Consider the following 25,198-nt stretch of genomic DNA (forward strand, 5'->3'; position numbering starts at 1 on the left):
CGTTCCACGGGATGTGGGCGGACCTCGCGCCCATCGGCCGCCACGCGGAATCCGGCGGCTACCGCCGCTTCGCGTGGACCGGGGCCGATGCCGACTGCCGGACCTGGTTCCAGGCGCAGGCCGAGGCGCGCGGGCTGACGTACGAGACCGACCGCAACGGCAACCAGTGGGCCTGGCTCGGCGATCCCCTCGCGGGCGACGCCGTGGTCACCGGCTCGCACCTGGACTCCGTCCCCGACGGCGGGGCCTTCGACGGCCCCCTCGGGGTGGTGTCCTCCTTCGCGGCCCTGGACGAACTCCGCAGGAGGGGCGCGGAGTTCGCCAGGCCCTTGGCCATCACCAACTTCGGTGACGAGGAGGGGGCCCGGTTCGGCCTCGCCTGCGTCGGCTCCCGGCTCGCCGCCGGGCAGCTGACCAAGGAGAAGGCGTACGAGCTCCGCGACGCCGACGGGATCTCCCTCCCGCAGGCCATGGAGGCCGCCGGCTACGACCCCGAGACCATCGGGGCCGATCCCGAACGGCTCGCCCGCATCGGCGCGTTCGTCGAGCTCCACGTGGAGCAGGGCCGGGCCCTGGACCTCTCGGGGGACCGCGTCGGCATCGCCTCCGCGATCTGGCCGCACGGCCGCTGGCGGTTCGACTTCCACGGCGAGGCCAACCACGCCGGCACCACCCGCCTCGTGGACCGCCGCGACCCGATGCTCACCTACGCGGCGACCGTGCTGGCCGCCCGCCAGGAGGCGGCCCTCGCCGGGGCCGTCGCCACCTTCGGGAAGATCGCGGTCGAGCCCAACGGGGTCAACGCCATCCCCTCCCTCGTCCGCGGCTGGCTCGACTCCCGGGCCGCCGACCAGGCCACCCTCGACACGGTCGTCACCGCCATCGAGAAGGCCGCCGGCGAGTACGCCGACCGGGACGGGATCGACCTGGACATCGTCCGGGAGTCCTTCACCCCGGTCGTCGAGTTCGAGCACGCCCTGCGCGACGAGCTCAACCGGATCCTGGGCGGGTCCGTCCCCGTCCTCGGAACCGGGGCGGGACACGACGCCGGAATCCTCTCCGCGGCCGTGCCGACCGCGATGCTGTTCGTACGGAACCCGACCGGCGTCTCCCACTCCCCGCGGGAGTTCGCCGCCGAGGACGACTGCGTGGCCGGCGTCCTCGCGCTGGCCGACGTACTGGAAGGACTGGCCTGCCGGTGAAGACGTACTGGTTGGAACACGCCTGGCTCGGCACCCACGTCGAGCCGGGCGTCGCCCTTGAGGTGGCGGAAGACGGCCGGATCGCCGCCCTGCGCACCGGTGTGGACGCCCCGCCGCCCGGCGCGGAGGTCCTGCGCGGGCTCACCCTGCCGGGCCTGGCCAACGCGCACTCCCACGCCTTCCACCGGGCGCTGCGGGGCACGGTCCAGGTGGGCTCCGGGACCTTCTGGACCTGGCGCGACTTCATGTACAAGGTCGCCCAGAACCTCACCCCGGACAGCTACTTCGCGCTCGCGCGCGCCGTGTACGCGGAGATGGCGCTGGCCGGCATCACCAACGTCGGCGAGTTCCACTACGTCCACCACGCCCCCGGCGGCGCCGCGTACGCCGACCCGAACGCCATGGGCGAGGCCCTGATCGAGGCGGCCGCCGCGGCCGGGATCCGGATCACCCTCCTGGACACGGCCTACCTGTCGGCGGGCTTCGGAGAGGCCCCGAACCAGCACCAGCTGCGCTTCTCCGACGGCACCGCCGAGGCCTGGGCGGAGCGGGTGAGCGCCCTCAAGCCGCGCGAGCACGCGCTGATCGGCGCCGCGATCCACTCCGTGCGCGCGGTGCCGGCGGCGCAGCTGGCCACCGTCGCCCGCTGGGCCGAGGAGCGGCAGGCGCCCCTGCACGTCCACCTCTCGGAGCAGACCGCCGAGAACGACGCCTGCCAGGCCGCCCACGGCCGCACCCCGACCCAGCTGCTGTCCGACCACGGGGTGCTCGGGCCGCGCACCACCGGCGTCCACAACACGCACCTCACGGACACGGACATCGCCCTCCTCGGCGGTTCCACGACCGGCACGTGCATGTGCCCCACCACGGAGCGCGACCTGGCCGACGGCATCGGCCCGGCGACCCGCCTCCAGCAGGCGGGCAGCCCGCTCTCGCTGGGCAGCGACAGCCATGCGGTGATCGACCTGCTGGAGGAGGCTCGGGCGATGGAGCTGAACGAGCGGCTGCGCAGCCGGACGCGGGGGCACTGGACGGCGAACGCGCTGCTGGCCGCCGCCACGGCCGACGGCCACGCCGCCCTCGGCCGCCCCGAGGCGGGGCGGCTGGAGGCGGGCGCGCTCGCGGACTTCACCACGGTCGCGCTGGACTCGGTCCGCACGGCGGGTCCGGTGGCGCGGCTGGGCGCCGAGACCGCGGTGTTCGCGGCGACGGCCTCGGACATCCGGCACACGGTGGTCGGCGGCCGCCACGTGGTCCGCGACGGCGCCCACACCCTGGTCCCGGACGTCCCGTCCGCCCTCGCCGCAGCCATCGCCGCCCTCCGCGCCTGACCGTGCCGCCCGTGGCGTGACGCCTGCGGCGGGCCTTTCCCCCACCCCGCCCCTTCCCGAAACCGGGGCTCCGCCCCAGACCCCGTACGTGCGCTTCGCGCCCGTGCCCTCAAACGCCGGGCGGGCTGGATCGCCAGCGTTTGAGGCGCGGGGGTCCGGGGGCGGAGCCCCCGGGAACGGGGTCTTGGGGCGGAGCCCCGAGTTTCGGGAAGGGGCGGGGTGGGGGAACAACAACCACTCGACCACCACGAGGAATCATGACCACCACCGCCATCCACAACATCGGCAGCCTCGTCACCAACGACCCCGCCCTCGGCGACGGCAGCCCCCTCGGGCTCGTCCAGAACGCGGCGGTCGTCATCGAGGACGACAAGATCGCCTGGGTCGGCCCCGCCGACAAGGCCCCGCCGGCAGACGGCGTCTTCGACGCCCAGGGCCGCGCCCTGATCCCCGGATTCGTCGACTCCCACTCCCACCTCGTCTTCGCCGGCGACCGCACCGCCGAGTTCAACGCCCGCATGTCCGGCCGCAGCTACTCCGCCGGCGGCATCCGCACCACCGTCGCCGCCACCCGCGCCGCCACCGACGCCGAGCTCGAAGCCAACCTGCTGCGCCACCTCCACGAGGCCCGCCGCCAGGGCACCACCACCTTCGAGACCAAGTCCGGCTACGGCCTCACGGTCCAGGACGAGGCACGAGCACTCCGCATCGCCGCCGCGCACACCGAGGAGGTCACCTACCTCGGCGCGCACATCGTCTCCCCCGACTACGCGGACGACCCGGCCGGCTACGTCGACCTCGTCACCGGCGAGATGCTGGCGGCCTGCGCCCCGTACGCCCGCTGGGTGGACGTCTTCTGCGAGAAGGGCGCCTTCGACGGGGACCAGGCCCGCGCGATCCTCACCGCCGGCGCCGCCGCCGGGCTGGTCCCCCGCGTCCACGCCAACCAGCTGGGCCACGGCCCCGGCGTCCAGCTCGCCGTGGAGCTGGAGGCCGCCTCCGCCGACCACTGCACCCACCTCACCGACGCCGACGTGGACGCCCTCGCCCAGGCCGCCGGCACCACCGTCGCCACGCTGCTGCCCGGCGCCGAGTTCTCCACCCGCGCCCAGTGGCCCGACGCCCGCCGCCTGATCGACGCGGGCGTGACCGTCGCCCTCTCCACGGACTGCAACCCCGGCTCCTCCTACACGAGTTCCATGCCGTTCTGCATCGCGCTCGCCGTCCGGGACATGCACATGACCCCCGACGAGGCCCTGTGGGCGGCCACGGCCGGCGGCGCCCGCGCCCTGCGCCGTACCGACATCGGTTCCGTCACCCCCGGAGCGCGCGCCGACCTGGCCCTGCTGGACGCCCCCAGCCACGTCCACCTGGCCTACCGCCCGGGTGTCCCGCTCGTTTCCGCGGTGTGGCAGAAGGGTGTCCGCGCGCACTGACGAACGGTCAATTCCGGCCTGTCCTTTGTCTTCCCTCCGTAAGGACCCGGGCGTACCTTGAGCCACCAATCTGATGTGTCGTCAGTAACTTGTGGTCCCGAGGTCCGAGGGGAAGACGAAGGTGTCCGACCGGAAACGCTCCACCGCGCTCGCGCTGGCCTCCGCGCTGGCGGCCGGATCGGCGGTCCTGCTGGCCGCCCCCGCAGCCCATGCCGACGTCGTCGACGTGGCATACGACTGCAAGACCCCGATCGGGGACAAGTCGGCGGTATCGCCCATCGACATCAAGGCCGTCAAGGAAGGCGGCGGCTACAAGCTGACGATGTCCTTCCAGAAGGGCGTCTCGTCCAGCCCCGTCGAGCTCGGCAAGGGCGCGATGAGCCCCAGCGCCGTCATCCTCGTCGACGGCGCCGAGAAGGCCTCGGTACCGGTCTCCGGCGCGCCCAACCCCGAGGCGGTGCCCGCCAACACGCCCATCAAGATCACCGACCTCTCGGGCACCTACACGCCCACGAAGAGCGGCAAGGTGACCTTCACCGCCGGCGTGCTCACCATCAAGGCGCTGGGCACCACGACCACCTGCACCCCCGGCAACAGCCCCAAACCGTCCCTGGAGCTGGACGTCAGCGCCCCCGGCGGCTCCGGCGCCCAGTCCGGCGGCGGCAGCGGGGAAGAGACCCTCCCGCAGACCGGACCCACCGACTCCGCCCTCGCCCTCGGCACCCTCGGCGGCACCGTGCTGCTCTCCGGCGCGGCCGGCGTGCTCTGGCTGACCCGGCGCGGCCAGCGGGCCCGGTCCTGAACGGAGCACCCCCGGCCATGCCAGTGCTCCAACCACCCCGACGGCTCAGCAGGCTCCGCAGGCTCGGGGTGCCGCTCCTCGCGGCCACCGTGCTCCACACGGCCCCCGCGGCCCCGGCCGCCGCCGACGAGCCCGGCTGGACCGCCGAGCCCGCCGCCGGGACGGCCGCCGCCCGGCCCGGCGGCGTCCGCCCGTACTTCTACCTCGCGGGCACCGCCGGCACCGTGCTGGAGGACCGCCTCGCCCTGGTCAACACCACCGACCAGGAGCGCACCATCACCCTGCGCGGCGCCGACGCCTACAACACCGCCGACGGCGCCCTCGCGGTGCGCCCGGCCAAACCCGCGGCCGGAGGCCGCTCAACAGGGCCAGGGACCGCCGCCGGGGCCTGGATCAGCTTCGGCGCCGGGGCCACGGTGAAGGTCCCGCCCCGCACCCGCGCGGTCGTCCCCTTCACCGTCACCGTGCCGCCCGCGTCCCCGCCCGGCGACCATCCCGCCGCCGTGGTCGCCACCGAAGCCGGCCGCGAGGTGGGCGTACGGGTCCACCTGCGGGTCGGCGGCCCCACCCTGGCCGCCCTCACGGTCGAGGACGTCGCCGTACGCGGCAAGGGCTCGGCCGCGGCCGTCGCGTACACCCTCGTCAACCGGGGCAACGTGGCCCTCACCCCCGAGCTCGCCCTCCACGCCGACGGCCTCTTCGGCGCGGTCCCCGGGCGCAGCGCCCGCACCCTGCCCGTGGAACTGCTCCCCGGCCAGCGCGTGGAGCTGACCGAACCCTGGCCCGGCGCCCCGGTGCTCGACAAGGTCCGCCTCGATCTCACGGTCACCGCCCCCGGCGGCGCCCGGGCCACCGCCACCGCGTCCGCCTGGTTCGTGCCCTGGGGGATCGCCGCCCGGACCGGCCTCGGCCTGCTCGCCCTCGGCGGGACCACGCTGGCCGCGCTGTTCCTCGTACGCAACCGGCGGACCCGCCGGGACCCTCCCCCAGACTCCGTCCGGGGGGACCCCCAGGACGGCGCGGTGCCCGCGGCCGAACCGACCACCTCCGCACCGGAACACGAACTGACGGGAGCCTCCAGGTGAGAAGACTCGGAGCCCTGCTCGCCGCCGGGCTGGCGGTGTGCGCGCTCGCGCTGCTCCCGGCGGCCCCGGCCACGGCGGCCGACGGCAAGCCCGCCGTGACGCTCTCGCTCCAGGAGGCCGCCAAGGGCACCGAGATCACCGTCAACGGCACCGGCTGGCCCGCCAAGACGCTGGTGATGCTGCTGGTCTGCGGACAGAACATGATCGGCGGCACCAACAGCTGCGCCAACGCCGACGGCACCGCCGTCTCGGTCGCCGAGGACGGCCGCTTCACCGCCCGGCTGCCCGTGGTGGCACCCCCCAAGCCCTGCCCCTGCGTCGTCAACGTCACCTCCGTCAACGGGGACCAGTCCACCGTCGCGACCGCCCTGAAGATCACCGACCACCCGGTGGCCGAGCTGCCCGCCGAATCCGGCACGGCCCGCCTCGCGATGCTCACCGGGGTCCGGCTGGAGGGCGACGACGGGGTGCTGACCTGGTTCGGCGCCCCGCCGAGCAGGAAGTTCAAGGTCACCGTCGGCAACCTCGGCTCGGCCCCGGTCAAGGACCCGGTCTTCCAGCTCGGCACCGCCCACGGGGTGTTCGCCCCGCTGTGGGAGGAGGTCCGCTGGAAGGGCACGATCCCGCCCGGCGGCAAGGCGGAGATCGCCCTGGACACCGCCCTGACCGCGGGCGCGTACGGCGACTACACGATCTCCCTCAAGTACGGCGAGACGGTCGTGGCCACCCAGCCCTGGGGCGTGGACCGCCCGTACGGGGTCCTGCTCTTCTGGGGCCTGCTCCTGCTGGTGATCCCGGCCGCCGTCTTCCGTATCGGCATGGCCGTCGTCGACAAGGTCCGGCCCCGCACCCCCGGCGCGAGCGGCCGCCACCGGGGGGCGCGGCTCCCCGATGCGGCGGCGGCCGTGACGGCCCGGCTGCCGAGGATCCCCGCCGTACGGGGCCCCGCGCCGGCCGGGTCGCAGCCGCCGGCGGGATCCCCCCAGACGACCACGGCGGTCCTGCCGTGGTTCACCCCGGACAGCGCGCCGGGCACAGCACCACAGGCGTCCGCACCGTCTGAGAACCGTTCGACGACGAAGGGACCATAGTGAAGACCCAACGGAGGGTGAGCGCGGCCGTGGTCGCGCTGCTGCTCGGCGGCGCGGGCATCGCCATGGCGGCTTCTCCCGCCCAGGCCGCCGAGGCCACATTCAAGGTCAAGTGCGTTCCGCCGGCCGGCGGCGGCGATCCGGTGGAGGGTGAGACCACCGCCAAGGTCACGGCTCCGGCCACCGCCAAGGTCGGCGACGAGGTCGACGTGTCCTGGGAGACGGTCAAGCCGGCCTCGAACAACACGGACCTGATGGACATCCCGCAGGACTCGGTCCAGCCCACCGGCTGGATCACGGTGGGCGGCGGGGGCGGTGAGCTGAAGGTCGTCGGGGAGAAGAAGAACCCGCCGATCCCCAAGAAGGCGCCGATGGTGATGTCGACGATGAAGGGCAAGCTGAAGCTCACCAAGGCAGGCAAGATCACCCTGACGCCCGGCAAGTACGAGGTCGCCGTCACGTTCTCCTTCGGCACCTTCGTCACCAAGTGCGCGCCGGTCGGTGAGGTGAAGGGCGGGGCCACCATCGACGTCGCGGCCGGCTCCAGCGGCGGCACGACCAATGGCGGCACGACCAACGGGGGCACGACCAGCGGGGGCACCACGAACGGTGGCACCACCAATGGCGGCACCACGAACGGCGGCACCACCAGCGGCGGAGGCGGCGGCCAGACCGACTTCCCGGGCAAGGCCGTCGAGGTCGCCTTCGACTGCGGCCCGGTCGTCCCCGGGGGCATCAAGACCCCGGTCACGATCAACGCCAAGAAGAACGGCGGCAGCTACGACCTGACGGTCAAGACCGCCAAGGGAGCCATGGCCGCGCCCATGGCCCTGCCGGCCGGGGCCCTCAAGCCCTCGATGAACGTCAAGCTCGGCGGCGCCGACAGCGGCATGGTCAAGGTCTCCGGCCCCGCCAACGCGGAGCCGATCCCGGACAAGGCGCCGGTCAGCCTCAGCGACATGACCGGGACCTACAAGCCCGGCAAGACCGGCAAGGTCACGCTGAGCCCGGACCAGCTGACGATCGACGTCACCATGGCCCCGGGCTCGACGCCGATCAACGTCCCCTGCAAGGCGACCAGCAGCGGCGTCTCGCTGGAGCTGGACACCGCCGCCCAGCCCGGCGGCTCCGGATCCCCGTCCACCACCGGCGCCACCGCCACGGCCTCCGGCGGCCTCGCCGAGACCGGCGCCGAGGACGAGGGCGGCATCAAGGCCCTGGCCCTGGTCGCCGGCACGGTGATCCTGCTCGGCGGCGCGGTGTTCACCTTCACCCCGTGGCGCCGCCTGCGCGGCACGCGCTAACCCGTACAACGCAGCGGCCCGGCACACCAGGAGGTGTGCCGGGCCGCTGCGCGCGTTCGGGGGGTGCGTCAGTGCACGCCGCCCATGAGCGCCTGGACCTTCTTGCGGTACGAGTAGACCGCGAAGCCGGCCAGGGCGGCGGCGAGCGCCTGGAAGGCGATCACCCAGGTGCCGTTGAGGTCGACGCCGCCGATGGACAGGAGGCTGGTGATGCAGTCACCGGCGGTGACCGCGAGGAACCAGACGCCCATCATCTGGGAGGCGTATTTCTGCGGGGCCATCTTCGTGGTCACGGAGAGGCCGACCGGGGAGACGCACAGCTCGCCGATGGTCTGGATCATGTAGATCGAGACCAGCCACATCGGGGAGACCTTGGTGCCGTCGCCCGCCATGCCCATCGGGACGATGAAGACGAAGAACGAGGCGCCGATCAGGACCAGGCCCATCGCGAACTTCACGATGGTGTTCGGCTCCTGGTTCTTACGGGCCAGCCACAGCCACAGCCAGGCGAAGACCGGGGCCAGCGCCATCACGAACAGCGGGTTCAGCGACTGGTACCAGGTGGCCGAGAAGTCGAAGCCGAACATGGTGCCGGCGGTCTTGTCGTCCGCGAACAGGGACAGCGTGGAGCCACCCTGGTCGTAGATCATCCAGAAGACGGCGGCGGCGATGAAGAACCAGATGTACGCGGTCATCTTCGACTGCTCGGCGCCCGACAGGTCCCTGTCGCGCTTGATGCGCGTCAGCACCGCGATCGGGATGAACAGACCGGCCAGGGTCAGCGGGACCAGCGCCCAGTTCAGGGTGTAGGCACCCAGCGCGACCACGGCGCCGTAGAAGACGGCGATGCCCAGGACCGCGAGCGCGACCTTGGTGAGGACGGCCTTGCGCTCCTCCGGGGACAGCGGGTTCGGGACCTGGCTGCTCTTCGGGCTCAGGTGCTTGGTGCCGAGCAGGAACTGGGTCAGGCCCAGGCCCATGCCGACGGCGGCGAGGGCGAAGCCCAGGTGCCAGTTGTGCTCCTTGCCGACCGTGCCGACGACGAGCGGGGCGACGAAGGCACCGAGGTTGATGCCGATGTAGAAGAGGGTGAAGCCACCGTCGCGGCGGGGGTCCTCGGGGCCGTCGTACAGGTGGCCGACCATCGTGGAGATGTTGGCCTTCAGCAGGCCGGAACCAGCCGCCACGAGGATCAGACCGACGAAGAACATCGCCTGGCCGGGGAGGGCCAGCGAGAGGTGACCAGCCATGATCACGAAGCCTGCGATGGCGACCGTCTTGCGGGCGCCCCAGACGCGGTCACCGAACCATCCGCCCGGCATGGCCATCAAGTAGACCATCGACACGTACACGGAGTAGATGGCCGTGGTCGTGGCCGCCGTCATCGCCAGGCCGCCGCCCTGGCTGCCCGTGGCGGCGTCGGCGCCGCCCGAGACCAGGTAGTAGACCAGCAGGGCGCGCATACCGTAGTAGGAGAAACGCTCCCACATCTCGGTCATGAACAGAGTGGCCAGGCCACGGGGGTGTCCGAAGAAGGTCTTTTCGGCGGACGGAGCCGCAGAGTCCCTCGTCAGGCTGGAAGCCATGGTCGATCCTTGCTTGCTCGGGACGCTTCGCTTCGTGAGCGGAACAGCGCCCGGTGGGGGGTGGCCGGCACCGGCGACGGAGGCCCTACCCCACGCCCGGGGATCCACCCCCCCTCGTGCGGGGAGTGAAGGAACATCCGTAACCGGGATCCACGCCCACTTGCGCACCATCGCGCGAGGGGCCCGGCCCACAGGTCATTCACTGTCATCAAGCCCGGACAGGTCAGTCCATCAAGACTGCCCGGCCCGGTCAGGACAGAAATAGAGACCTTCGGCGCGCTTTTCGGCACAAAGGTCCCTGAGGTAGTGCATCAGGCGTCTCGCCACCATACGACACGACACTGCGGCATATGAATGGACTTGAGATATGGATCACAGGGCGCCGCTGCAACCGTTCACCATATTCGAAGGTGCTTAGTAGTTCATAAGCGCAGATAGGCAGGGGTCTGCAGGCAGGACCCTCCTTTCACGCCTTGCGGACTACCATCACCCACATGACGCGTGTACTGCTCGCCGAGGACGACGCATCCATCTCGGAACCCCTGGCCCGCGCTCTGCGCCGGGAGGGGTACGAGGTCGAGGTCCGGGAGGACGGCCCCACCGCCCTGGACGCCGGGCTGCAGGGCGGCGTCGATCTCGTCGTCCTGGACCTGGGCCTGCCCGGCATGGACGGCCTGGAAGTCGCCCGCCGGCTGCGTGCCGAGGGCCACGGCTTCCCGATCCTGGTCCTCACCGCCCGCGCGGACGAGGTCGACACGGTCGTCGGCCTGGACGCCGGCGCCGACGACTACGTGACCAAGCCCTTCCGCCTCGCCGAGCTGCTGGCCCGGGTCCGGGCCCTGCTCCGGCGCGGCGCCACCGAGGCCGCCCAGCCCCCCGCCACCCACGGCGTGCGCATCGACGTCGAGTCGCACCGCGCGTGGATGGGGGAGGAGGAGCTCCAGCTCACGGCCAAGGAATTCGACCTGCTGCGGGTCCTGGTCCGCGACGCCGGCCGCGTCGTCACCCGCGACCAGCTGATGCGCGAGGTCTGGGACACCACCTGGTGGTCCTCCACCAAGACCCTCGACATGCACATCTCCTGGCTGCGCAAGAAGCTGGGCGACGACGCGGCGAACCCCCGCTACATCGCCACCGTGCGGGGCGTCGGCTTCCGCTTCGAGAAGAGCTAGTACGTACTGAGTCATGCGCCGCCGCCTGATCAACTCCACGCTCGCCGTGGTCCTCGTCGTGATCGCCGTCTTCGGGGTCTCCCTGGTGATCGTGGAGACCCGGACCATCACCAGCAGCGCCCAGGACCGGGTCGAATCCGAGGCGCTGCGCCTGGTGGGCATCGTCGAGTCGAACGTCCTGGAGAAGAAGCAGGTCGACCCCGACGCGCTCGCCGAGCAGCTCGACACCGGCCGCTACGCCCGGATCACGATCCCGGGGCAGCCGGCCGTCGAGGTGGGCGAGCGGATCCCCGAGAGCGTCATCCGGGGCACCGCACGCGGCGAGCAGGGCGAGGTCGTGGTCGTGGAGGCGGCCCGCTCCACCGTGACCAAGGAGGTCGGGCGGACCCTGGCGGTGGTCGGCGCCGTGGCCCTGCTGGCCGTCGTGGCGGCCGTACTGCTCGCCGTACGGCAGGCGAACCGGCTGGCCTCCCCGCTCACCGACCTCGCCGAGACCGCCGAGCGGCTGGGCTCGGGCGACCCGCGGCCCCGGCACAAGCGGTACGGGGTCCCCGAGCTGGACCGGGTCGCGGACGTACTGGACTCCAGCGCCGAGCGGATCGGCCGGATGCTCACCGCCGAGCGGCGGCTGGCCGCGGACGCCTCGCACCAGCTGCGCACCCCGCTCACCGCGCTGTCGATGCGGCTGGAGGAGATCACGGTCACCGACGACCTGGAGACCGTACGGGAGGAGGCGACGATCGCCCTCACCCAGGTGGAGCGGCTCACGGACGTGGTCGAGCGGCTGCTCACGAACTCGCGGGACCCGCGGACGGGCTCCGCGGTCCCCTTCGACCTCGACGAGGTCGTCAAACAGCAGGTGGAGGAGTGGCGGCCCGCCTACCGCAGCGCCGGCCGGGCCATCGTGCGCTCCGGGAAGCAGGGCGTACGGGCCGTCGGCACCCCCGGAGCGGTCTCGCAGGTCCTGGCGACGCTGGTGGAGAACGCCCTGATGCACGGGGGCGGCACGGTCGCCCTGCGGACCCGGGTGGTCGGCAACCAGGCGGTGCTGGAGGTCACGGACGAGGGTCCGGGGGTCCCCCCGGACCTCGGGAACCGGATCTTCGAGCGGGCGATCAGCGGCCGCAACTCCACGGGGATCGGCCTCGCGGTCGCCCGGGACCTCGCGGAGGCGGACGGCGGGCGTCTGGAGCTGCTCCAGGCACAGCCGCCGGTCTTCGCCCTCTTCCTCAGCCGGACGGCGCCGGAGCGGGCCGAGCCGGAGTCCACGGTCCGCTGAGCCCGGGTGGTCGGGCCCCGCTAGTTGTTCGCGGGCTCGGGCGCGGGAAGGGGCTCGGGACGGCGCTCCGGCCGGGGCAGGGGCGCCGGCTCGGGCATGGGCTCGGCCGCGGAGGCCGGAGGGGCCGCGGAGGCGTCGGCAGGCACCGGCAGGGCCTTGAAGACCCAAGTCCGGTAGGACCAGAAGCGGAAGACGGTGGCGGTGCCGATGCCGATGAACTTGAAGACGTTGGTGGCGACCGGGCCGTCCCAGCCGAAGCCGTACGTGGCCGTGTACAGCACGCCGTTCTCGATGACCAGGCCGATCGCGCTGAAGGCGGCGAACAGGACCAGCTCGCGGGTCCGGCCGCTCTTGGCGCGGTCCCGGTAGGCGAAGTAGCGGAAGCCGATGTAGTTCGTGGCGATGGCCACGACGGTGGCTATCACGCTCGCGCGCACCACCTGGAGGTCGGTGGTGTTCCGGATCAGGTTGAAGACACCCAGGTTGACCAGCACACCCAGACCGCCCACCGCCCCGAACTTCGCGACCTCGCGGACGAGAGCGCGGGCCCGTTCGAGGACAGATCCGTTCCCCGGCGTGCTCATCAGATGGTTCAGTCCCTGTCGGTCACCGCCCCGTACGGGGCGTCCGGTGTTTTCGGTCAACCCGCCCATCGTAAGTGTCGCCCCTGTGGTCCGTCTGTGCCTTCGGGCAGCGTGCGACGCACGGCACACCAGGGACGCGGCCGGGCCGGACCCGGGCCGGAGCCTGGGCGGGCCGAGGGCCGGCCGAGGGCCGACCGACGGGTCCGCGCCAGAGCCCACGTCCGGATGGCGGAATACCGCCGGATACCCTGGAGGAGTGACGTTCCCGGTAGTCGGCATGGTCGGCGGCGGACAGCTCGCCCGCATGACCCACGAGGCGGGTATCCCCCTCGGCATCAGATTCAAGATCCTCAGTGACACCCCACAGGACTCGGCGGCCCAGGTCGTGAGCGACGTCGTCATCGGCGACTATCGCGACCTGGAGACGCTGCGCGCCTTCGCGCGCGGCTGCGACGTGATCACCTTCGATCACGAGCACGTACCCACCGAACACCTCAGGGCCCTGGAAGCGGACGGCATCCCCGTCCGCCCGGGGCCCGACGCGTTGGTGCACGCCCAGGACAAGGGGGTGATGCGCGCCAAGCTCGACGAGATCGGCGCGCCGAGCCCCCGCCACCGGATCGTGCGCGATCCGGCGGACGTGGCGGCCTTCGCGGACGAGGTGGGCGGTTTCCCGATCATCCTCAAGACGGTGCGCGGCGGGTACGACGGCAAGGGCGTGTGGTTCGTCCGCACCCCGGAGGACGCGGACGCGCCCTTCCGGGCGGGTGTCCCCGTCCTCGCCGAAGAGAAGGTGGACTACGTCCGCGAGCTCGCGGCCAACATCGTCCGCTCCCCGCACGGCCAGGCGGTGGCCTACCCCGTCGTTGAGTCCGTCCAGGTGGACGGGGTCTGCGACACGGTGATCGCCCCCGCCCCGAACCTCTCGGAAGCCCTGGCGGGCGAGGCCCAGGCCCTCGCCCTGCGCATCGCCAAGGAACTCGGCGTGACCGGCCACCTGGCCGTGGAGCTGTTCGAGACCACCGACGGCCGCATCCTCGTCAACGAACTGGCCATGCGCCCGCACAACAGCGGCCACTGGACCCAGGACGGGGCCATCACCTCCCAGTTCGCCAACCACGTACGGGCGGTCCTGGACCTCCCGCTGGGCGACCCGCGCCCCCGCGCCAAGTGGACGGTCATGGCGAACGTGCTCGGCGGGGACTACCCCGACATGTACGCGGCGTACCTGCACTGCATGGCCCACGACCCGCAGGTGAAGATCCACATGTACGGCAAGGACGTGAAACACGGCCGCAAGGTCGGCCACGTCAACACCTACGGCGACGACCTGGACGATGTGCTGGAGCGCGCACGCCACGCTGCCGACTACCTCAGAGGAACGGTCACCGAATGAGCACCTCCGCCGCAGGCCCCGTCATCGGCATCGTCATGGGCTCGGACTCGGACTGGCCGGTCATGGAGGCCGCCGCCCAGGCCCTGGACGAGTTCGAGATCCCCTACGAGGTCGACGTCGTCTCCGCGCACCGGATGCCGCGCGAGATGGTCGCGTACGGGGAGGAGGCCGCGGGGCGCGGCCTCAAGGCGATCATCGCGGGCGCGGGCGGGGCCGCCCACCTGCCCGGCATGCTCGCCTCGGTCACCCCGCTGCCGGTCATCGGCGTCCCGGTGCCGCTGAAGTACCTCGACGGCATGGACTCGCTGCTGTCGATCGTCCAGATGCCGGCCGGGGTTCCCGTCGCCACGGTCTCCGTCGCGGGCGCGCGCAACGCCGGCCTGCTGGCCGTCCGCATGCTCGCCGCGCACGACAAGGACCTCCTCGCCCGGATGCGCGACTTCCAGCAGGAGCTCAACGACCAGGCCACCGAGAAGGGCAAGCGGCTGCGTACGAAGGTCGCGAACGCGGAGTCCTTCGGGTTCGGCAAGTGAGCGCCGCGCAGCGTCTGGACGAGGCGCGCGAGCTGCTGGCCGAGCACCCCGTCGTGGACGGCCACAACGACCTGCCCTGGGCGCTGCGCAAGCAGGTCCGCTACGACCTGGACCGGCGGGACATCGCCGGCGACCAGTCGGCGTACCTGCACACCGACATCCCGCGGCTGCGGGCCGGCGGCGTCGGCGCGCAGTTCTGGTCGGTGTACGTCAGCACCGAGCTCACCGGCGACGAGGCGGTCAGCGCCACCCTGGAACAGGTCGACGCGGTCGACCAGCTGATCGACCGTTATCCCGCCCACCTGGTACGGGCGCTGACGGCGGACGACATGGAGGCGGCCCGCGCCGAGGGCCGGATCGCCTCGCTGATGGGCGCCGAGGGCGGCCACTCCATCAACAACTCGCTCGCCACCCTGCGCGCCCTGCACCAGCTGGGCGTGCGGTACATGACGCTCACGCACAACGACACCATCGACTGGGCGGACTCGGCGACCGACGAGCCCCGGCACGGCGGCCTGACGGACTTCGGCCGCGAGGTCGTCCGCGAGATGAACCGCGTCGGCATGCTGGTGGACCTCTCGCACGTGGCCGCGACGACGATGCGCGACGCCCTCGCGGTCTCGGCCGCGCCGGTGATCTTCTCGCACTCGTCCGCGCTGGCGGTCTGCGACCACCCGCGCAACATCCCGGACGACGTGCTCGCGCTGCTCCCCGGCAACGGCGGGGTGGCGATGGCCACCTTCGTACCGAAGTTCATCCTCCCGGCGGCGGTCGCCTGGACCCAGGCCGCGGACGAGAACCTGCGCGCACACGGCCTGCACCACCTCGACACCACGCCCGAGGCGATGGCCCTGCACCGGGCCTTCGAGGCGGAGCGCCCGCGCCCGGTCGCCACGGCGGCGACGGTGGCCGACCACCTGGACCACATGCGCGAGGTGGCCGGCGTCGACCACATCGGCATCGGCGGGGACTACGACGGCACGGCCTTCACCCCGTCCGGTCTGGACGACGTGGCGGGCTACCCGAACCTGATCGCGGAGCTGCTGGCACGCGGCTGGTCGAAGTCCGACCTGTCGAAGCTGACCTGGTCGAACGCGGTCCGCGCCCTCCGCGACGCGGAATCGGTCTCCCGCGACCTGTCGGCGACCCGGCGGCCGTCGAACGCGGTGCTGTAGGCACGCCGCCAGGCCGGAGGGGCCGGATTGCCCGCAGGGCCAATCCGGCCCCTCCGGCGTCTGAGGAGCGGCTCCGCGCACCGGCACCACACCCGCCCCGCGCAGCAACGGCAAGGGTCACCACCCGAACGCCACACCTGCCGGGCACCACACCCGCCCCGCGTGTCACGGTGGCTCCATCTCTCCCTGCTGCCGCCGAGACCGGAGCAAACGCCATGGCCGACCTGCAGGATGAACCCCACTCCGTGGGCATCGGAGCAGAAGACCTTCCCGCACCCACGGAGGTGGCGGGCGCCCTCGACCGGGCCGCCGTGCTGCTGTCCGTGCATCCCGTCGCGGACGGGTGCAACACCCTCGTCTGGACGCTGCGCCAGAGCCCGTACCACGACATCGACACCCCCGACACCGGTGTCGACACCGACATCCCGCGGCTGCGCGCCGGAGGGGTCGGGGCCCAGTTCTGGTCCCTGCTCACCCCGCCGCCCGGGCCCGCGGTCGCCGACCAGGTGGTCTCCGACACCCTGGAACAGATCGACGTGGCGCTGGCCCTGATGCGCCGCTACCCCGACAGCCTGACCCTGGCGCTCACCGCCGACGACATGGCGGACGCCCGCAACCGCGGCCGGATCGCCTCGTTCCTGGGCCCGGTGCCCGGCCGCACGCTGACCGACTCCCTGGGCGCGCTGCGCGCCTTCCACGCGCTGGGCGTACGGATCCTCGCGCCGGCGGGAGCGCCCTGGGCCCAGGAGGGCCTGACGGCCTTCGGGCACGAGGTGGTCAAGGAGGTGAACCGGCTGGCGATGCTGCTGGACCTCACCGGGTGCCCGCCGGTGGCGGCCTGCCAGCTGGCGGGCGCCTCCAAGTCGCCGGTGATCATCTCGAACACGGCCGCGGCGGCGCTGAACCCGCATCCGGGCAACGTGACCGACGAGGTCCTGCTCGCCCTGCGCGCGGCCAACGGCCTGGCGATGATCACCTTCGACACCGCGCGCACCGGGGACTCCCTGCACGCGGTGGCCGACCACCTCGACCACGTCCGCGCGGTCGCGGGCCCCGAGTGCGTCGGCCTCGGCGCCGCCTTCGGCGCCGAACCCCGCGACCCCCGCCCGGCCGGCCTGACCGACCCCTCCGGCTACCCGCTCCTGATCGCGGAACTCCTGGAACGCGGCTGGCCGGAGTCCGACCTCTCCCTACTGACCTGGGGCAACGCCCAACGGGTCCTCCGCGACGCGGAATTCACCTCCCGCGCCGCCCACCACCGCCGCGCCGCTCCCTCGTAACGCTTCACCCGCACCGCTCGGCGCCGGGGCGCCTCCCGGCCTGAGCACGATCGTCTGGGCCGACTCCGCCTACGCCGGACAGCTCGTGACCTGGGCGAAGAAGTACCTGAACCTCACGGTCAAGACGGTGAGCCGGCCGAAGAACGCGGTCGGGTTCGTCGTCCTGCCCCGCCGTTGGGTGGTCGAAAGGTCGATCGCCTGCACGCCCGAGGCTACGAGCGGCTCATCCAGCACTCGAATCGCTGATCACCCGGGCCGCGATCACCCTCATGACCAGGCGCATCACCCGTCGGCAGTCCCGCCGGGCCAGTCAGTCGGCCTCTCGGGAACATGGGTGGGGCCGCCCGGGGTGTTGCCCCGCCCCGACTCCCCAGGCGGGGGCTGGGGAAGGGGTGTGGACATGGTGGTGCCCGGCCGTCACTTGCCGACGGCCGGGCACCAGGAGCCGGGTGGCGGCCGGCTACCGGGAACCGGGCCGACCATCCCGGGAAGGATCAGCTGGCGGCAGGGTGGTGGCCCGGCTTGTGGTGGCCGGGCTTCTGGTGGCCGGGCTTGTGGTGGCCGGGCTTCTGGTGGTCCTTGTCCTCGTCCTGGTCCCTGTCCTCGATGGTGGTCTTGGTGGAGGCGGTGCACGTGTCACGGCCGCCGCTGCGGTCGTCCTCGGCGCAGTTGGTGCCGGGGGCTTCGACCTTGACGGTGTTGTGCAGGCGGTGGTCGCCGCCGTCGTTGCGGTCGACGGTGACGCTGTAGGTGATGGTGGCGGTCTCGCCGGGGTCGAGGTCCCCGGTCCAGGTCAGCGTGGAATCGGAGAGGTTGACGTTGCCGGTGGAAGCCTGGGCGTCGTTGTTGTAGTCGGCGTCGTCCAGCACATCCGACAGGTCATCGGTCGCGGTCACGTTCGTGGCCGGGACGTCACTGTTGTTGGTCACCTCGAAGGTGTAGTTGACCTCCTGGCCGGGCTGGGCGTGCTCCTTCGACACCCACTTCTTCACCTTGAGCTTCGGCTTGGCATGCTTCGGGGTGAGGGGGACCCTGTCGCAGTTGTTGTTGGCGTTGGTGTCGGGGTCGTTGCCCCGCACACAGGCCTGGTTGGTGAGGGTGCCGGTCTGGTTGGGTCCGACGGTGGCGGTGACGGTGATCTCCCGCGACTGGCCGACCGGCAGAGCGGCCCCGGTGCAGGACAGGTCCTGGCCGGTCACGGTGCAGCCCGGCGTCGTGCTGGTCACGTTCGTCAGGCCCGCGGGGAACGCGTCGGTGACGGTGTAGCCGGAGGAGGGGTTCGGCCCGTTGTTGGTCACCGTCAGGGTGTAGGTGATCGTCTGTCCGGGCCGGTACGAGCTCGGCTTCGAGGTCTTCGTCAGGGACAGGTCGGTCTCGGCCAGGAAACAGGACGTGGCGTCCATGTTGACGGTGCCGGGGGACGTCTGCTCGGAGACCACCGTGACGGTGGGGTTGGCACCGGTGCCGTTGTTGATCGCCACCCGGGTGAGCACACCTGCCGAGGAGATCAGGCCGAGGTCCCCGTTGCCGTACGCGAACAGCGCGTCGTTGTCGTCCGGGCCGTCCGCGAACGGAATCTCGGTGACCTGACCGGTGTTGGGGTCGATGCGGTTCAAGACGTGCGTGGTGTGGTCGTACTGCCAGAAGTACCCGTCGACGAACGCCCAGTCGGACCGACCGGTCGCTTGACTGAGCGTGAGGGTCCGGATCACGGTGTTGGTGTCGGGGTCGATGACGTAGACCTGATCGCTGAGCTGATCGAATGCCTCAGGCTGGACGTAGTAGTTGCCTGCGTTGTCGAATGCGCCGATGAGCAGGGCGCCGGGGTTCGCGGGCAGGCCGGCGATCGGGCCGAGGTCGGTCGCTGTGCCTGTGGCGTCGACCCGGATCAGGTGGGCCGGGCCGGACAGGTTCGGGCTCTGGTCGATGCCGTAGAGGAAGCGGCTGGTGGTGTCCACGCCGATCGCGTCGTAGTACCCGGTCACGGGTCCCAGCGGTACGAAGGCGACCGATCCGGCCTGCTGCTGCTGCGCCAGGAAGAGCTGGACGGTGTCGTTGGCGACGTTCCCCGCCGAGACCATGATCTGGCCCTGGCAGGAGAACGGCGTTCCAGGCTGAGCGGCCTTTGTCGTCTGAGCATCCGGCGGCGCGGCCTGCGCCTGCACCAGGGGCGCGCCGAGGGTCATGAGCGCGACCGTGGAGACCGCGGCCGTACGCCACATGCGCTTGAGACCGGTGATGGGAACCACCTCTTCTGTGGATGCAGCACGACCAGCGTTACGTTGAGTGCACGCCAGTTACGTGCTGTAGCGTCATTGCGGGGGGTGATTCGACCATCTATCGGATGCTCTGTCCTATGGCGCCACCGGCGGGGTAAAAAGCTCCACTCCACCGGAGCAAGCCGCCGCCCGGGCAAGCCATGGGCGCTGCCTGGCAGGAAGCGTCGGCCCGGAGGACATTGGGGAGTGCTCGGCTACAAGCTCCGCCGATTCGGCCGGCCGCTCGAAACGCCGGCTCCGCTGATGCAGTGACAGTCGGCGGCGCTTCCCCACGGCGGCACCTTGCCGGCGGCACCGTGGTCTTGTGCGCAGATTTGTGCTGATCTCCCTGACCGCCTGCTCCCTCCTGGGAAGTCTTCCCGGCATGGCCGGCTCCGGTGGTGGACAACGGAAAGCCACTGCGGGGGGACCCGCACCGCAGCGGCTGCAGGTTGAAGTGCTGGAAGCACTCCCCCACGACTCCGCAGCATTCACCCAGGGACTGGAGATGTACGGGGGCCGGCTCTACGAGAGCACAGGCGTGCTGGGACGGTCCTCGGTCCGCGCCGGCCCGCCAGGTCGGACACCGGCTGTGCGCGCACAGCTGGAGGACTCTTTGTTCGGGGAAGGCATCACTGTCATCGGTCGAACGATGTGGCAGCTGACCTGGCAGAACAGAGTGGCCATCGAACGGGACAGCCAGACACTGGAGGAACTGCGCCGACTGCCCTACGCAGCGGAAGGGTGGGGGATCTGCTATCAGCGTCACCGCCGACGCGTTGTCACCAGCGACGGGTCCGCCCAGCTCACCTACCGCGACCCGGAGAACCTGAGAGAGATCAGCCGAATCTCCGTCACAGACTACGGGCGTGCGGTGACCCACCTCAACGAGCTCGAATGCGTCGGCGACACCGTCTACGCCAACGTATGGGGAACCGACACGATCGCGAAGATCGACACCACGACCGGCAAAATGACAGCCACTGTCAACGCCGGAGGAATCCTCAACACCGAAACGCAGGCAGGCCTTCTGAACGGCATCGCTGCGATTCCCGGAACCGATCAATTCCTCATCACGGGCAAGAACTGGCCCACCATCTACAGAGTCCGCTTCGTCCAGTGGACCACCCCTGAATGACACGACAGGGTCTGATGGACAGGCTGGACCACGCGTAGACGGCCAGGCGGCACCGACCCCTCAAGCTTCTCGGCGGCGCGCCCAAAACTCGACGGCAGCCTCCACAAAGAGGTGGAAACCCCTGACCACAGGAGCAGACCTCGCACACACTCGAGGTTCAGGAACAGGTACTTGTGGGGGAGTTTGAGGCGCGGGGGCCCGGGGGCAGAGCCCCCGCAGCGGCGCCGCACCCGCCCACGCCCGGACGGCCCGGACAGTCGAACCGCACCCCCGCCAGGCCAGAGGGCTACGCCCGGGGGCGGCCCATCGCCCGGTAGGTCCACCCGGCGGCCCGCCACACGGCCGAGTCCAACGCATTGCGGCCGTCCAAAATCAGCCGGTCCGTAACGACCTCACCCAGCTCCGCCGGGTCGAGGTCCCGGAACTCGCGCCACTCCGTCAGGTGGAGGACGACCTCCGCACCCCGGGCCGCCTCCACCGCGGAGTCCGCGTACCCCAGCGTCGGGAAGACGCGCCGCGCGTTGTCCATGCCCTTGGGGTCGTAGACGGTGACCTGCCCGCCCTGGAGGTGGATCTGCCCGGCCACGTTCAGCGCGGGGGAGTCGCGGACATCGTCCGAGTCCGGCTTGAAGGTGGCGCCGAGCACCGCGACCCGCTTGCCCAGGAAGGACCCGCCCACCGCCTCGCGCGCCAGCTCCACCATGTGCCCGCGCCGCCGCATGTTGATCGAGTCGACCTCCCGCAGGAAGGTCAGTGCCTGGTCGGCGCCCAGCTCGCCGGCCCGCGCCATGAAGGCCCGGATGTCCTTCGGCAGGCAGCCGCCGCCGAAGCCGATCCCGGCGCGCAGGAACTTCGCGCCGATCCGCTCGTCGTAGCCGATGGCCTCCGCCAGCTTGACCACGTCGCCGCCCGCGGCCTCGCACACCTCCGCCATCGCGTTGATGAAGGAGATCTTCGTCGCGAGGAAGGAATTGGCCGCCGTCTTGACCAGCTCCGCCGTCGGGAAGTCGGTCACCACCAGCGGGGTGCCCTCCGACATCGGGGTCTCGTACACCTCGCGCAGCAGCTTCTCGCCGCGCTCGCCCTGTACGCCGATCACGATCCGGTCCGGGTGCAGGGTGTCCTGCACGGCGAAGCCCTCCCGCAGGAACTCCGGGTTCCAGGCGAGCTCCACCTCCTCGCCCGCCGGGGCCAGCGCGGCCAGCTTCGCGGCCAGCCGCTCCGCCGAGCCGACCGGCACCGTCGACTTGCCGACGACCAGCACCGGCCGCGTCAGGTGCGGGGCCAGCGACTCCATCGCCGAGTCGACGTACGACATGTCACAGGCGTACTCCCCGTGCTTCTGCGGAGTGTTCACGCAGACGAAGTGGACGTCGCCGAACTCGGCGACCTCCTCCCAGGAGTGGGTGAAGCGCAGCCGCCCCGTCGAGCCCGGCAGCCCGGCCACGTGCGCGCCCAGCAGCTCCTCCAGCCCGGGCTCGTACATCGGCACCCGGCCCGAGGCGAGCATCTCGATCTTCTCGGGCACCACGTCCAGCCCGAGCACCTCGAACCCGAGCTCCGCCATCGCCGCGGCGTGCGTCGCGCCGAGGTAGCCGGTGCCGATCACAGTGATCCTGAGGGGGGCCATGGGTGCTCCAGAGGTGCGGGGCCGTTTGCGGCCACTGAGCATAGTCGGGCCCACCGGCGGGGACGTTCCCCAGGAGAGGACTGCTGTCACGCAACTCACGTAGGCCGCCCATATCGCCATCCGTGAGCGGGCCACTAAGCTTGGGTTACTTAACGGTAGTTAGCATCACGCATCACCCTGGGGAGTGAGAGATCTTGGCGGGTTCTGCCGACTTCGACCTGTACCGCCCGGCCGAGGAGCACGACATGCTCCGCGAGTCGGTCCGCTCGCTCGCCGAGGCGAAGATCCTGCCGTTCGCCGCCGCGGTCGACGAGGAGTCCCGCTTCCCGCAGGAGGCCCTCGACGCCCTGGTCGCCAGCGACCTGCACGCCGTCCACGTGCCCGAGACCTACGGCGGCGCGGGCGCCGACGCCCTCGCCACCGTGATCGTGATCGAGGAGGTGGCCCGCGTCTGTGCCTCCTCCTCCCTGATCCCGGCGGTCAACAAGCTCGGCTCGCTCCCGGTGATCCTCTCCGGTTCCGAGGAGCTCAAGGCCAAGTACCTCGGCCCGCTCGCCAAGGGCGACGCGATGTTCTCGTACGCGCTCTCCGAGCCCGACGCGGGCTCCGACGCGGCCGGCATGAAGACCCGCGCGGTCCGCGACGGCGACTTCTGGGTGCTCAACGGCGTCAAGCGCTGGATCACCAACGCGGGCGTCAGCGACTACTACACGGTCATGGCCGTCACCGACCCGGAGAAGCGCTCCAAGGGCATCTCGGCCTTCGTCGTCGAGAAGTCCGACGAGGGCGTCTCCTTCGGCGCCCCGGAGAAGAAGCTCGGCATCAAGGGCTCCCCGACGCGCGAGGTCTACCTCGACAACGTCCGGATCCCGGCCGACCGCATGATCGGCGCCGAGGGCACCGGCTTCGCCACCGCGATGAAGACCCTGGACCACACCCGCATCACCATCGCGGCCCAGGCGCTCGGCATCGCCCAGGGCGCCCTGGACTACGCCAAGGGCTACGTCCAGGAGCGCAAGCAGTTCGGCAAGCCGATCGGCGACTTCCAGGGCGTGCAGTTCATGCTCGCGGACATGGCCATGAAGATCGAGGCCGCCCGCCAGCTGACCTACGCGGCCGCCGCGAAGTCCGAGCGCGTCGACGCCGACCTCACCTTCTTCGGCGCCGCGGCCAAGTGCTTCGCCTCCGACGTCGCCATGGAGGTCACCACGGACGCCGTCCAGCTCCTCGGCGGCTACGGCTACACCCGTGACTACCCGGTGGAGCGCATGATGCGTGACGCCAAGATCACGCAGATTTATGAAGGCACGAACCAGGTCCAGCGCATCGTCATGGCGCGCAACCTGCCGTAGCACTCCTGAGCGGGCACACGCCAAGGCCCCCGGCATCGTGCCGGGGGCCTTTTCGTCCCTGGAGCCGGGGCTACGGGCGGCCCATGACGTCGCTCACGCGGTGTGCGTAGACCACCCGGCCGCAGGGGGACCCGGCGTCGGTGCAGCCCGGGTCCGCGGTGTCCGCGCGGTGCTCGGTCAGCGACCAGAGGTACTGGGTGCCCGTGCCCGCGGGAAGGACGCTCTGCGCGTGCTCGAAGGACAGGTCCTCGGGCCCGACCGCGTTGGTGATGTTGCCGCCGTAGTCCACCAGGCGGCCGCCGGAGACGGTGGCCCGCCGCAGGCTGCCGCTGTGGTTCAGCCAGCTGCGGTTGAAGTAGTACGTGCCGGCGTAGCGGGCCGCGCCCTGGGTCAGGTCGCGCGGCAGGTAGTACGCGCTCGTCGCGCCGACCACGCCGTTGGCCGCCTTCAGGAGTCCGGTGCCGTCGTCGATGGGGAGTGCCCCGACCCGCCCCTTCTCGGGGTGCGCGTCGTCGGAGTCGCAGTACTCGCCCATGATCAGCGCCGGAGCGGCGGTGTCGCTGCGGTCGATCGAGATGTAGGACGCCTTGGGCGCCCCGGTCGCGACACAGGTGCCCGCGGACGAGTTGCCCTGGGCGCTGACGAACTTGTACGAGGCCACCTGCGGCATCACGTAGCGGTACGTGTGGCCGTAGTAGACGTTGCTCTGCCGGCCGATCCTGGTCTCGTCCCTGACGTTGCTCTTCAGGCCGTCGAGCGTGGTGTCGTCCACCGAGGCGTCCTGGTCCGGGTTGAGGTCCAGAAGGGAACGCATGTCGAAGACCCGCAGGCCGTTCATGGTGTCCGTGACGTACAGGTGGTACTTGTACCAGGCGATGCCGCCGGCGTGGACGTTGATCGCCTTGTAGGAGATGTGGCCGTACGTGTTGTAGTACGGCTCGACCAGCAGGACGTGACGGTACCGGCGGCCCTCGGGGTTGCCCGGCACCGCGGTCTCCGGGTCGAGGAACGACAGCCGCACACCCCTGTCGCCGGCCTTGTCGTACCAGGCGGTGACCAGCGGTTTCCGGGAGCCCCAGAGTTCGTCGGCCTGGGCGTCCGAGGCGCCGGTGATGCCCTGCGGTATCCATTCCTCGGTGGTGGAGTCGCCCGCGTCCCAGCAGAACTTCCTGGCCGGAGGCAGCACGGTGTTGTTGTCGCCGGTGCCGAACGGGTCCGTGGTGCAGGAGGCGCCCGTCTTCGCGACCCGGTTGCCCTGGTCGAGCAGGTCCTGGACGCCCTGTGTCGGGAGAGCCGCCTTCAGATCGGCCACGTGGCCGCTCAGGTCCGGTCCGGACTTGAGGTTGAAGGAGGAGGCGGTTGCCGGGTCGCCGGGGGCCGCCTGCGCGGGGGCGCCGAGTGCGGGCACCGACAGCACGGCCGCGGCGAGCACGGCGAGCCAGCCGGCGCACCGGAGGAAGGGCGTATGAGATGTCGTCATTTCTGACCTTTACTCACGGGGAGGGGGGAAGCCCGTGATCATCCCAACGCGCTCGCTGTCATGTCCAGGACGATGACCGACTTG

Annotated in this window: 20 protein-coding genes and 1 pseudogene; 16 read left to right on the plus strand and 5 right to left on the minus strand. The window is 71.4% G+C overall.

Translation table 11 applies throughout. The features are described 5' to 3' along the window. The first annotated feature begins 11 nt into the window (after nucleotides 1-11). The 7 genes from ACFWBN_RS28420 (at nucleotide 12) to ACFWBN_RS28450 (ending at nucleotide 8,251) form a co-directional block, all read left to right on the plus strand. Nucleotides 12-1,202, plus strand: a complete 1,191-nt coding sequence (locus ACFWBN_RS28420) for an allantoate amidohydrolase (protein WP_385180840.1) — start codon at nucleotides 12-14, stop codon at nucleotides 1,200-1,202. Then, a complete protein-coding gene (locus ACFWBN_RS28425) occupies nucleotides 1,193-2,533 on the plus strand; it encodes a formimidoylglutamate deiminase (RefSeq protein ID WP_385180843.1) in 1,341 nt (446 codons plus the stop codon). The genes ACFWBN_RS28420 and ACFWBN_RS28425 overlap by 10 nt, the downstream gene beginning before the upstream one ends. A 257-nt stretch (nucleotides 2,534-2,790) precedes the next feature. Next, nucleotides 2,791-3,969, plus strand: a complete 1,179-nt coding sequence (hutI, locus tag ACFWBN_RS28430) for an imidazolonepropionase (protein ID WP_385180736.1) — start codon at nucleotides 2,791-2,793, stop codon at nucleotides 3,967-3,969. A gap of 121 nt (nucleotides 3,970-4,090) precedes the next feature. Next, entirely contained in the window at nucleotides 4,091-4,771 is a 681-nt protein-coding gene (locus tag ACFWBN_RS28435; RefSeq protein ID WP_385180739.1) for an LPXTG cell wall anchor domain-containing protein, read from the plus strand. A gap of 17 nt (nucleotides 4,772-4,788) precedes the next feature. Then, nucleotides 4,789-5,856: a hypothetical protein gene (locus tag ACFWBN_RS28440; protein WP_385180742.1), complete on the plus strand. Its 1,068-nt coding sequence runs from the start codon at nucleotides 4,789-4,791 to the stop codon at nucleotides 5,854-5,856. Next, a complete protein-coding gene (locus tag ACFWBN_RS28445; protein ID WP_385180745.1) occupies nucleotides 5,853-6,947 on the plus strand; it encodes a hypothetical protein in 1,095 nt (364 codons plus the stop codon). The genes ACFWBN_RS28440 and ACFWBN_RS28445 overlap by 4 nt, the downstream gene beginning before the upstream one ends. Further along, complete coding sequence (locus ACFWBN_RS28450) at nucleotides 6,947-8,251, plus strand: hypothetical protein (RefSeq protein ID WP_385180748.1); 1,305 nt, start codon at nucleotides 6,947-6,949, stop codon at nucleotides 8,249-8,251. The genes ACFWBN_RS28445 and ACFWBN_RS28450 overlap by 1 nt, the downstream gene beginning before the upstream one ends. Before the next feature lie 68 nt (nucleotides 8,252-8,319). On the opposite strand, the gene ACFWBN_RS28455 is transcribed toward ACFWBN_RS28450, so the two are convergent. Continuing rightward, nucleotides 8,320-9,837 (minus strand): peptide MFS transporter, encoded by a 1,518-nt coding sequence (locus ACFWBN_RS28455; RefSeq protein WP_385180750.1) that lies wholly within the window; start codon nucleotides 9,835-9,837, stop codon nucleotides 8,320-8,322. Between the two features lie 494 nt (nucleotides 9,838-10,331). Here ACFWBN_RS28455 and ACFWBN_RS28460 point away from each other — a divergent pair, with 494 nt between their 5' ends. Beyond that, complete coding sequence (locus ACFWBN_RS28460; RefSeq protein WP_030961403.1) at nucleotides 10,332-11,009, plus strand: response regulator transcription factor; 678 nt, start codon at nucleotides 10,332-10,334, stop codon at nucleotides 11,007-11,009. A 13-nt stretch (nucleotides 11,010-11,022) separates the two neighbouring features. Next, on the plus strand, nucleotides 11,023-12,288 hold the full coding sequence (locus ACFWBN_RS28465) for an ATP-binding protein (RefSeq protein WP_385180753.1): 1,266 nt from the start codon (nucleotides 11,023-11,025) through the stop codon (nucleotides 12,286-12,288). Between the two features lie 20 nt (nucleotides 12,289-12,308). Here ACFWBN_RS28465 and ACFWBN_RS28470 read toward each other — a convergent pair whose 3' ends face one another. Continuing rightward, entirely contained in the window at nucleotides 12,309-12,872 is a 564-nt protein-coding gene (locus tag ACFWBN_RS28470) for a GtrA family protein (RefSeq protein WP_385180846.1), read from the minus strand. Between the two features lie 277 nt (nucleotides 12,873-13,149). Here ACFWBN_RS28470 and ACFWBN_RS28475 point away from each other — a divergent pair, with 277 nt between their 5' ends. From ACFWBN_RS28475 to ACFWBN_RS28495, 5 genes and pseudogenes are all read left to right on the plus strand, one after another. After that, nucleotides 13,150-14,268, plus strand: a complete 1,119-nt coding sequence (locus ACFWBN_RS28475; RefSeq protein WP_385180849.1) for a 5-(carboxyamino)imidazole ribonucleotide synthase — start codon at nucleotides 13,150-13,152, stop codon at nucleotides 14,266-14,268. Continuing rightward, the gene (gene purE, locus ACFWBN_RS28480) at nucleotides 14,265-14,801 is read left to right on the plus strand and encodes a 5-(carboxyamino)imidazole ribonucleotide mutase (RefSeq protein WP_385180756.1); all 537 of its coding nucleotides are present in this window, start codon (nucleotides 14,265-14,267) and stop codon (nucleotides 14,799-14,801) included. Before ACFWBN_RS28475 ends, purE begins: the two co-directional genes overlap by 4 nt. Next, nucleotides 14,798-15,976, plus strand: coding sequence for a dipeptidase (locus ACFWBN_RS28485; protein ID WP_385180759.1), 1,179 nt, complete (start codon nucleotides 14,798-14,800; stop codon nucleotides 15,974-15,976). The genes purE and ACFWBN_RS28485 overlap by 4 nt, the downstream gene beginning before the upstream one ends. Before the next feature lie 215 nt (nucleotides 15,977-16,191). Continuing rightward, nucleotides 16,192-17,256 carry a membrane dipeptidase gene (locus tag ACFWBN_RS28490; protein WP_385180762.1) on the plus strand — a complete coding sequence of 355 codons (1,065 nt, stop codon included), beginning with the start codon at nucleotides 16,192-16,194 and terminating at the stop codon, nucleotides 17,254-17,256. Nucleotides 17,257-17,302: 46 nt separating this feature from the next. After that, a pseudogene (locus ACFWBN_RS28495) lies at nucleotides 17,303-17,546 on the plus strand (IS5/IS1182 family transposase); the annotation flags it as partial. Nucleotides 17,547-17,750: 204 nt separating this feature from the next. Here the strand turns inward: ACFWBN_RS28495 and ACFWBN_RS28500 are convergent. After that, nucleotides 17,751-19,505, minus strand: coding sequence for a DUF6923 family protein (locus tag ACFWBN_RS28500; protein WP_385180764.1), 1,755 nt, complete (start codon nucleotides 19,503-19,505; stop codon nucleotides 17,751-17,753). Nucleotides 19,506-19,839: 334 nt separating this feature from the next. Between ACFWBN_RS28500 and ACFWBN_RS28505 the strand changes: the two genes are divergently transcribed. Next, the gene (locus ACFWBN_RS28505) at nucleotides 19,840-20,652 is read left to right on the plus strand and encodes a glutaminyl-peptide cyclotransferase (RefSeq protein WP_385180767.1); all 813 of its coding nucleotides are present in this window, start codon (nucleotides 19,840-19,842) and stop codon (nucleotides 20,650-20,652) included. 286 nt (nucleotides 20,653-20,938) lie between these two features. On the opposite strand, the gene ACFWBN_RS28510 is transcribed toward ACFWBN_RS28505, so the two are convergent. Continuing rightward, complete coding sequence (locus ACFWBN_RS28510; RefSeq protein ID WP_385180770.1) at nucleotides 20,939-22,282, minus strand: UDP-glucose dehydrogenase family protein; 1,344 nt, start codon at nucleotides 22,280-22,282, stop codon at nucleotides 20,939-20,941. Between the two features lie 194 nt (nucleotides 22,283-22,476). Here ACFWBN_RS28510 and ACFWBN_RS28515 point away from each other — a divergent pair, with 194 nt between their 5' ends. Beyond that, nucleotides 22,477-23,634 carry an acyl-CoA dehydrogenase family protein gene (locus ACFWBN_RS28515; RefSeq protein ID WP_385008545.1) on the plus strand — a complete coding sequence of 386 codons (1,158 nt, stop codon included), beginning with the start codon at nucleotides 22,477-22,479 and terminating at the stop codon, nucleotides 23,632-23,634. Nucleotides 23,635-23,704: 70 nt separating this feature from the next. On the opposite strand, the gene ACFWBN_RS28520 is transcribed toward ACFWBN_RS28515, so the two are convergent. Continuing rightward, entirely contained in the window at nucleotides 23,705-25,114 is a 1,410-nt protein-coding gene (locus ACFWBN_RS28520; protein WP_385180773.1) for a hypothetical protein, read from the minus strand. Nucleotides 25,115-25,198 lie beyond the last annotated feature (84 nt).

This window comes from Streptomyces sp. NPDC059989 (genome assembly GCF_042736975.1).
Taxonomy (GTDB): domain Bacteria; phylum Actinomycetota; class Actinomycetes; order Streptomycetales; family Streptomycetaceae; genus Streptomyces.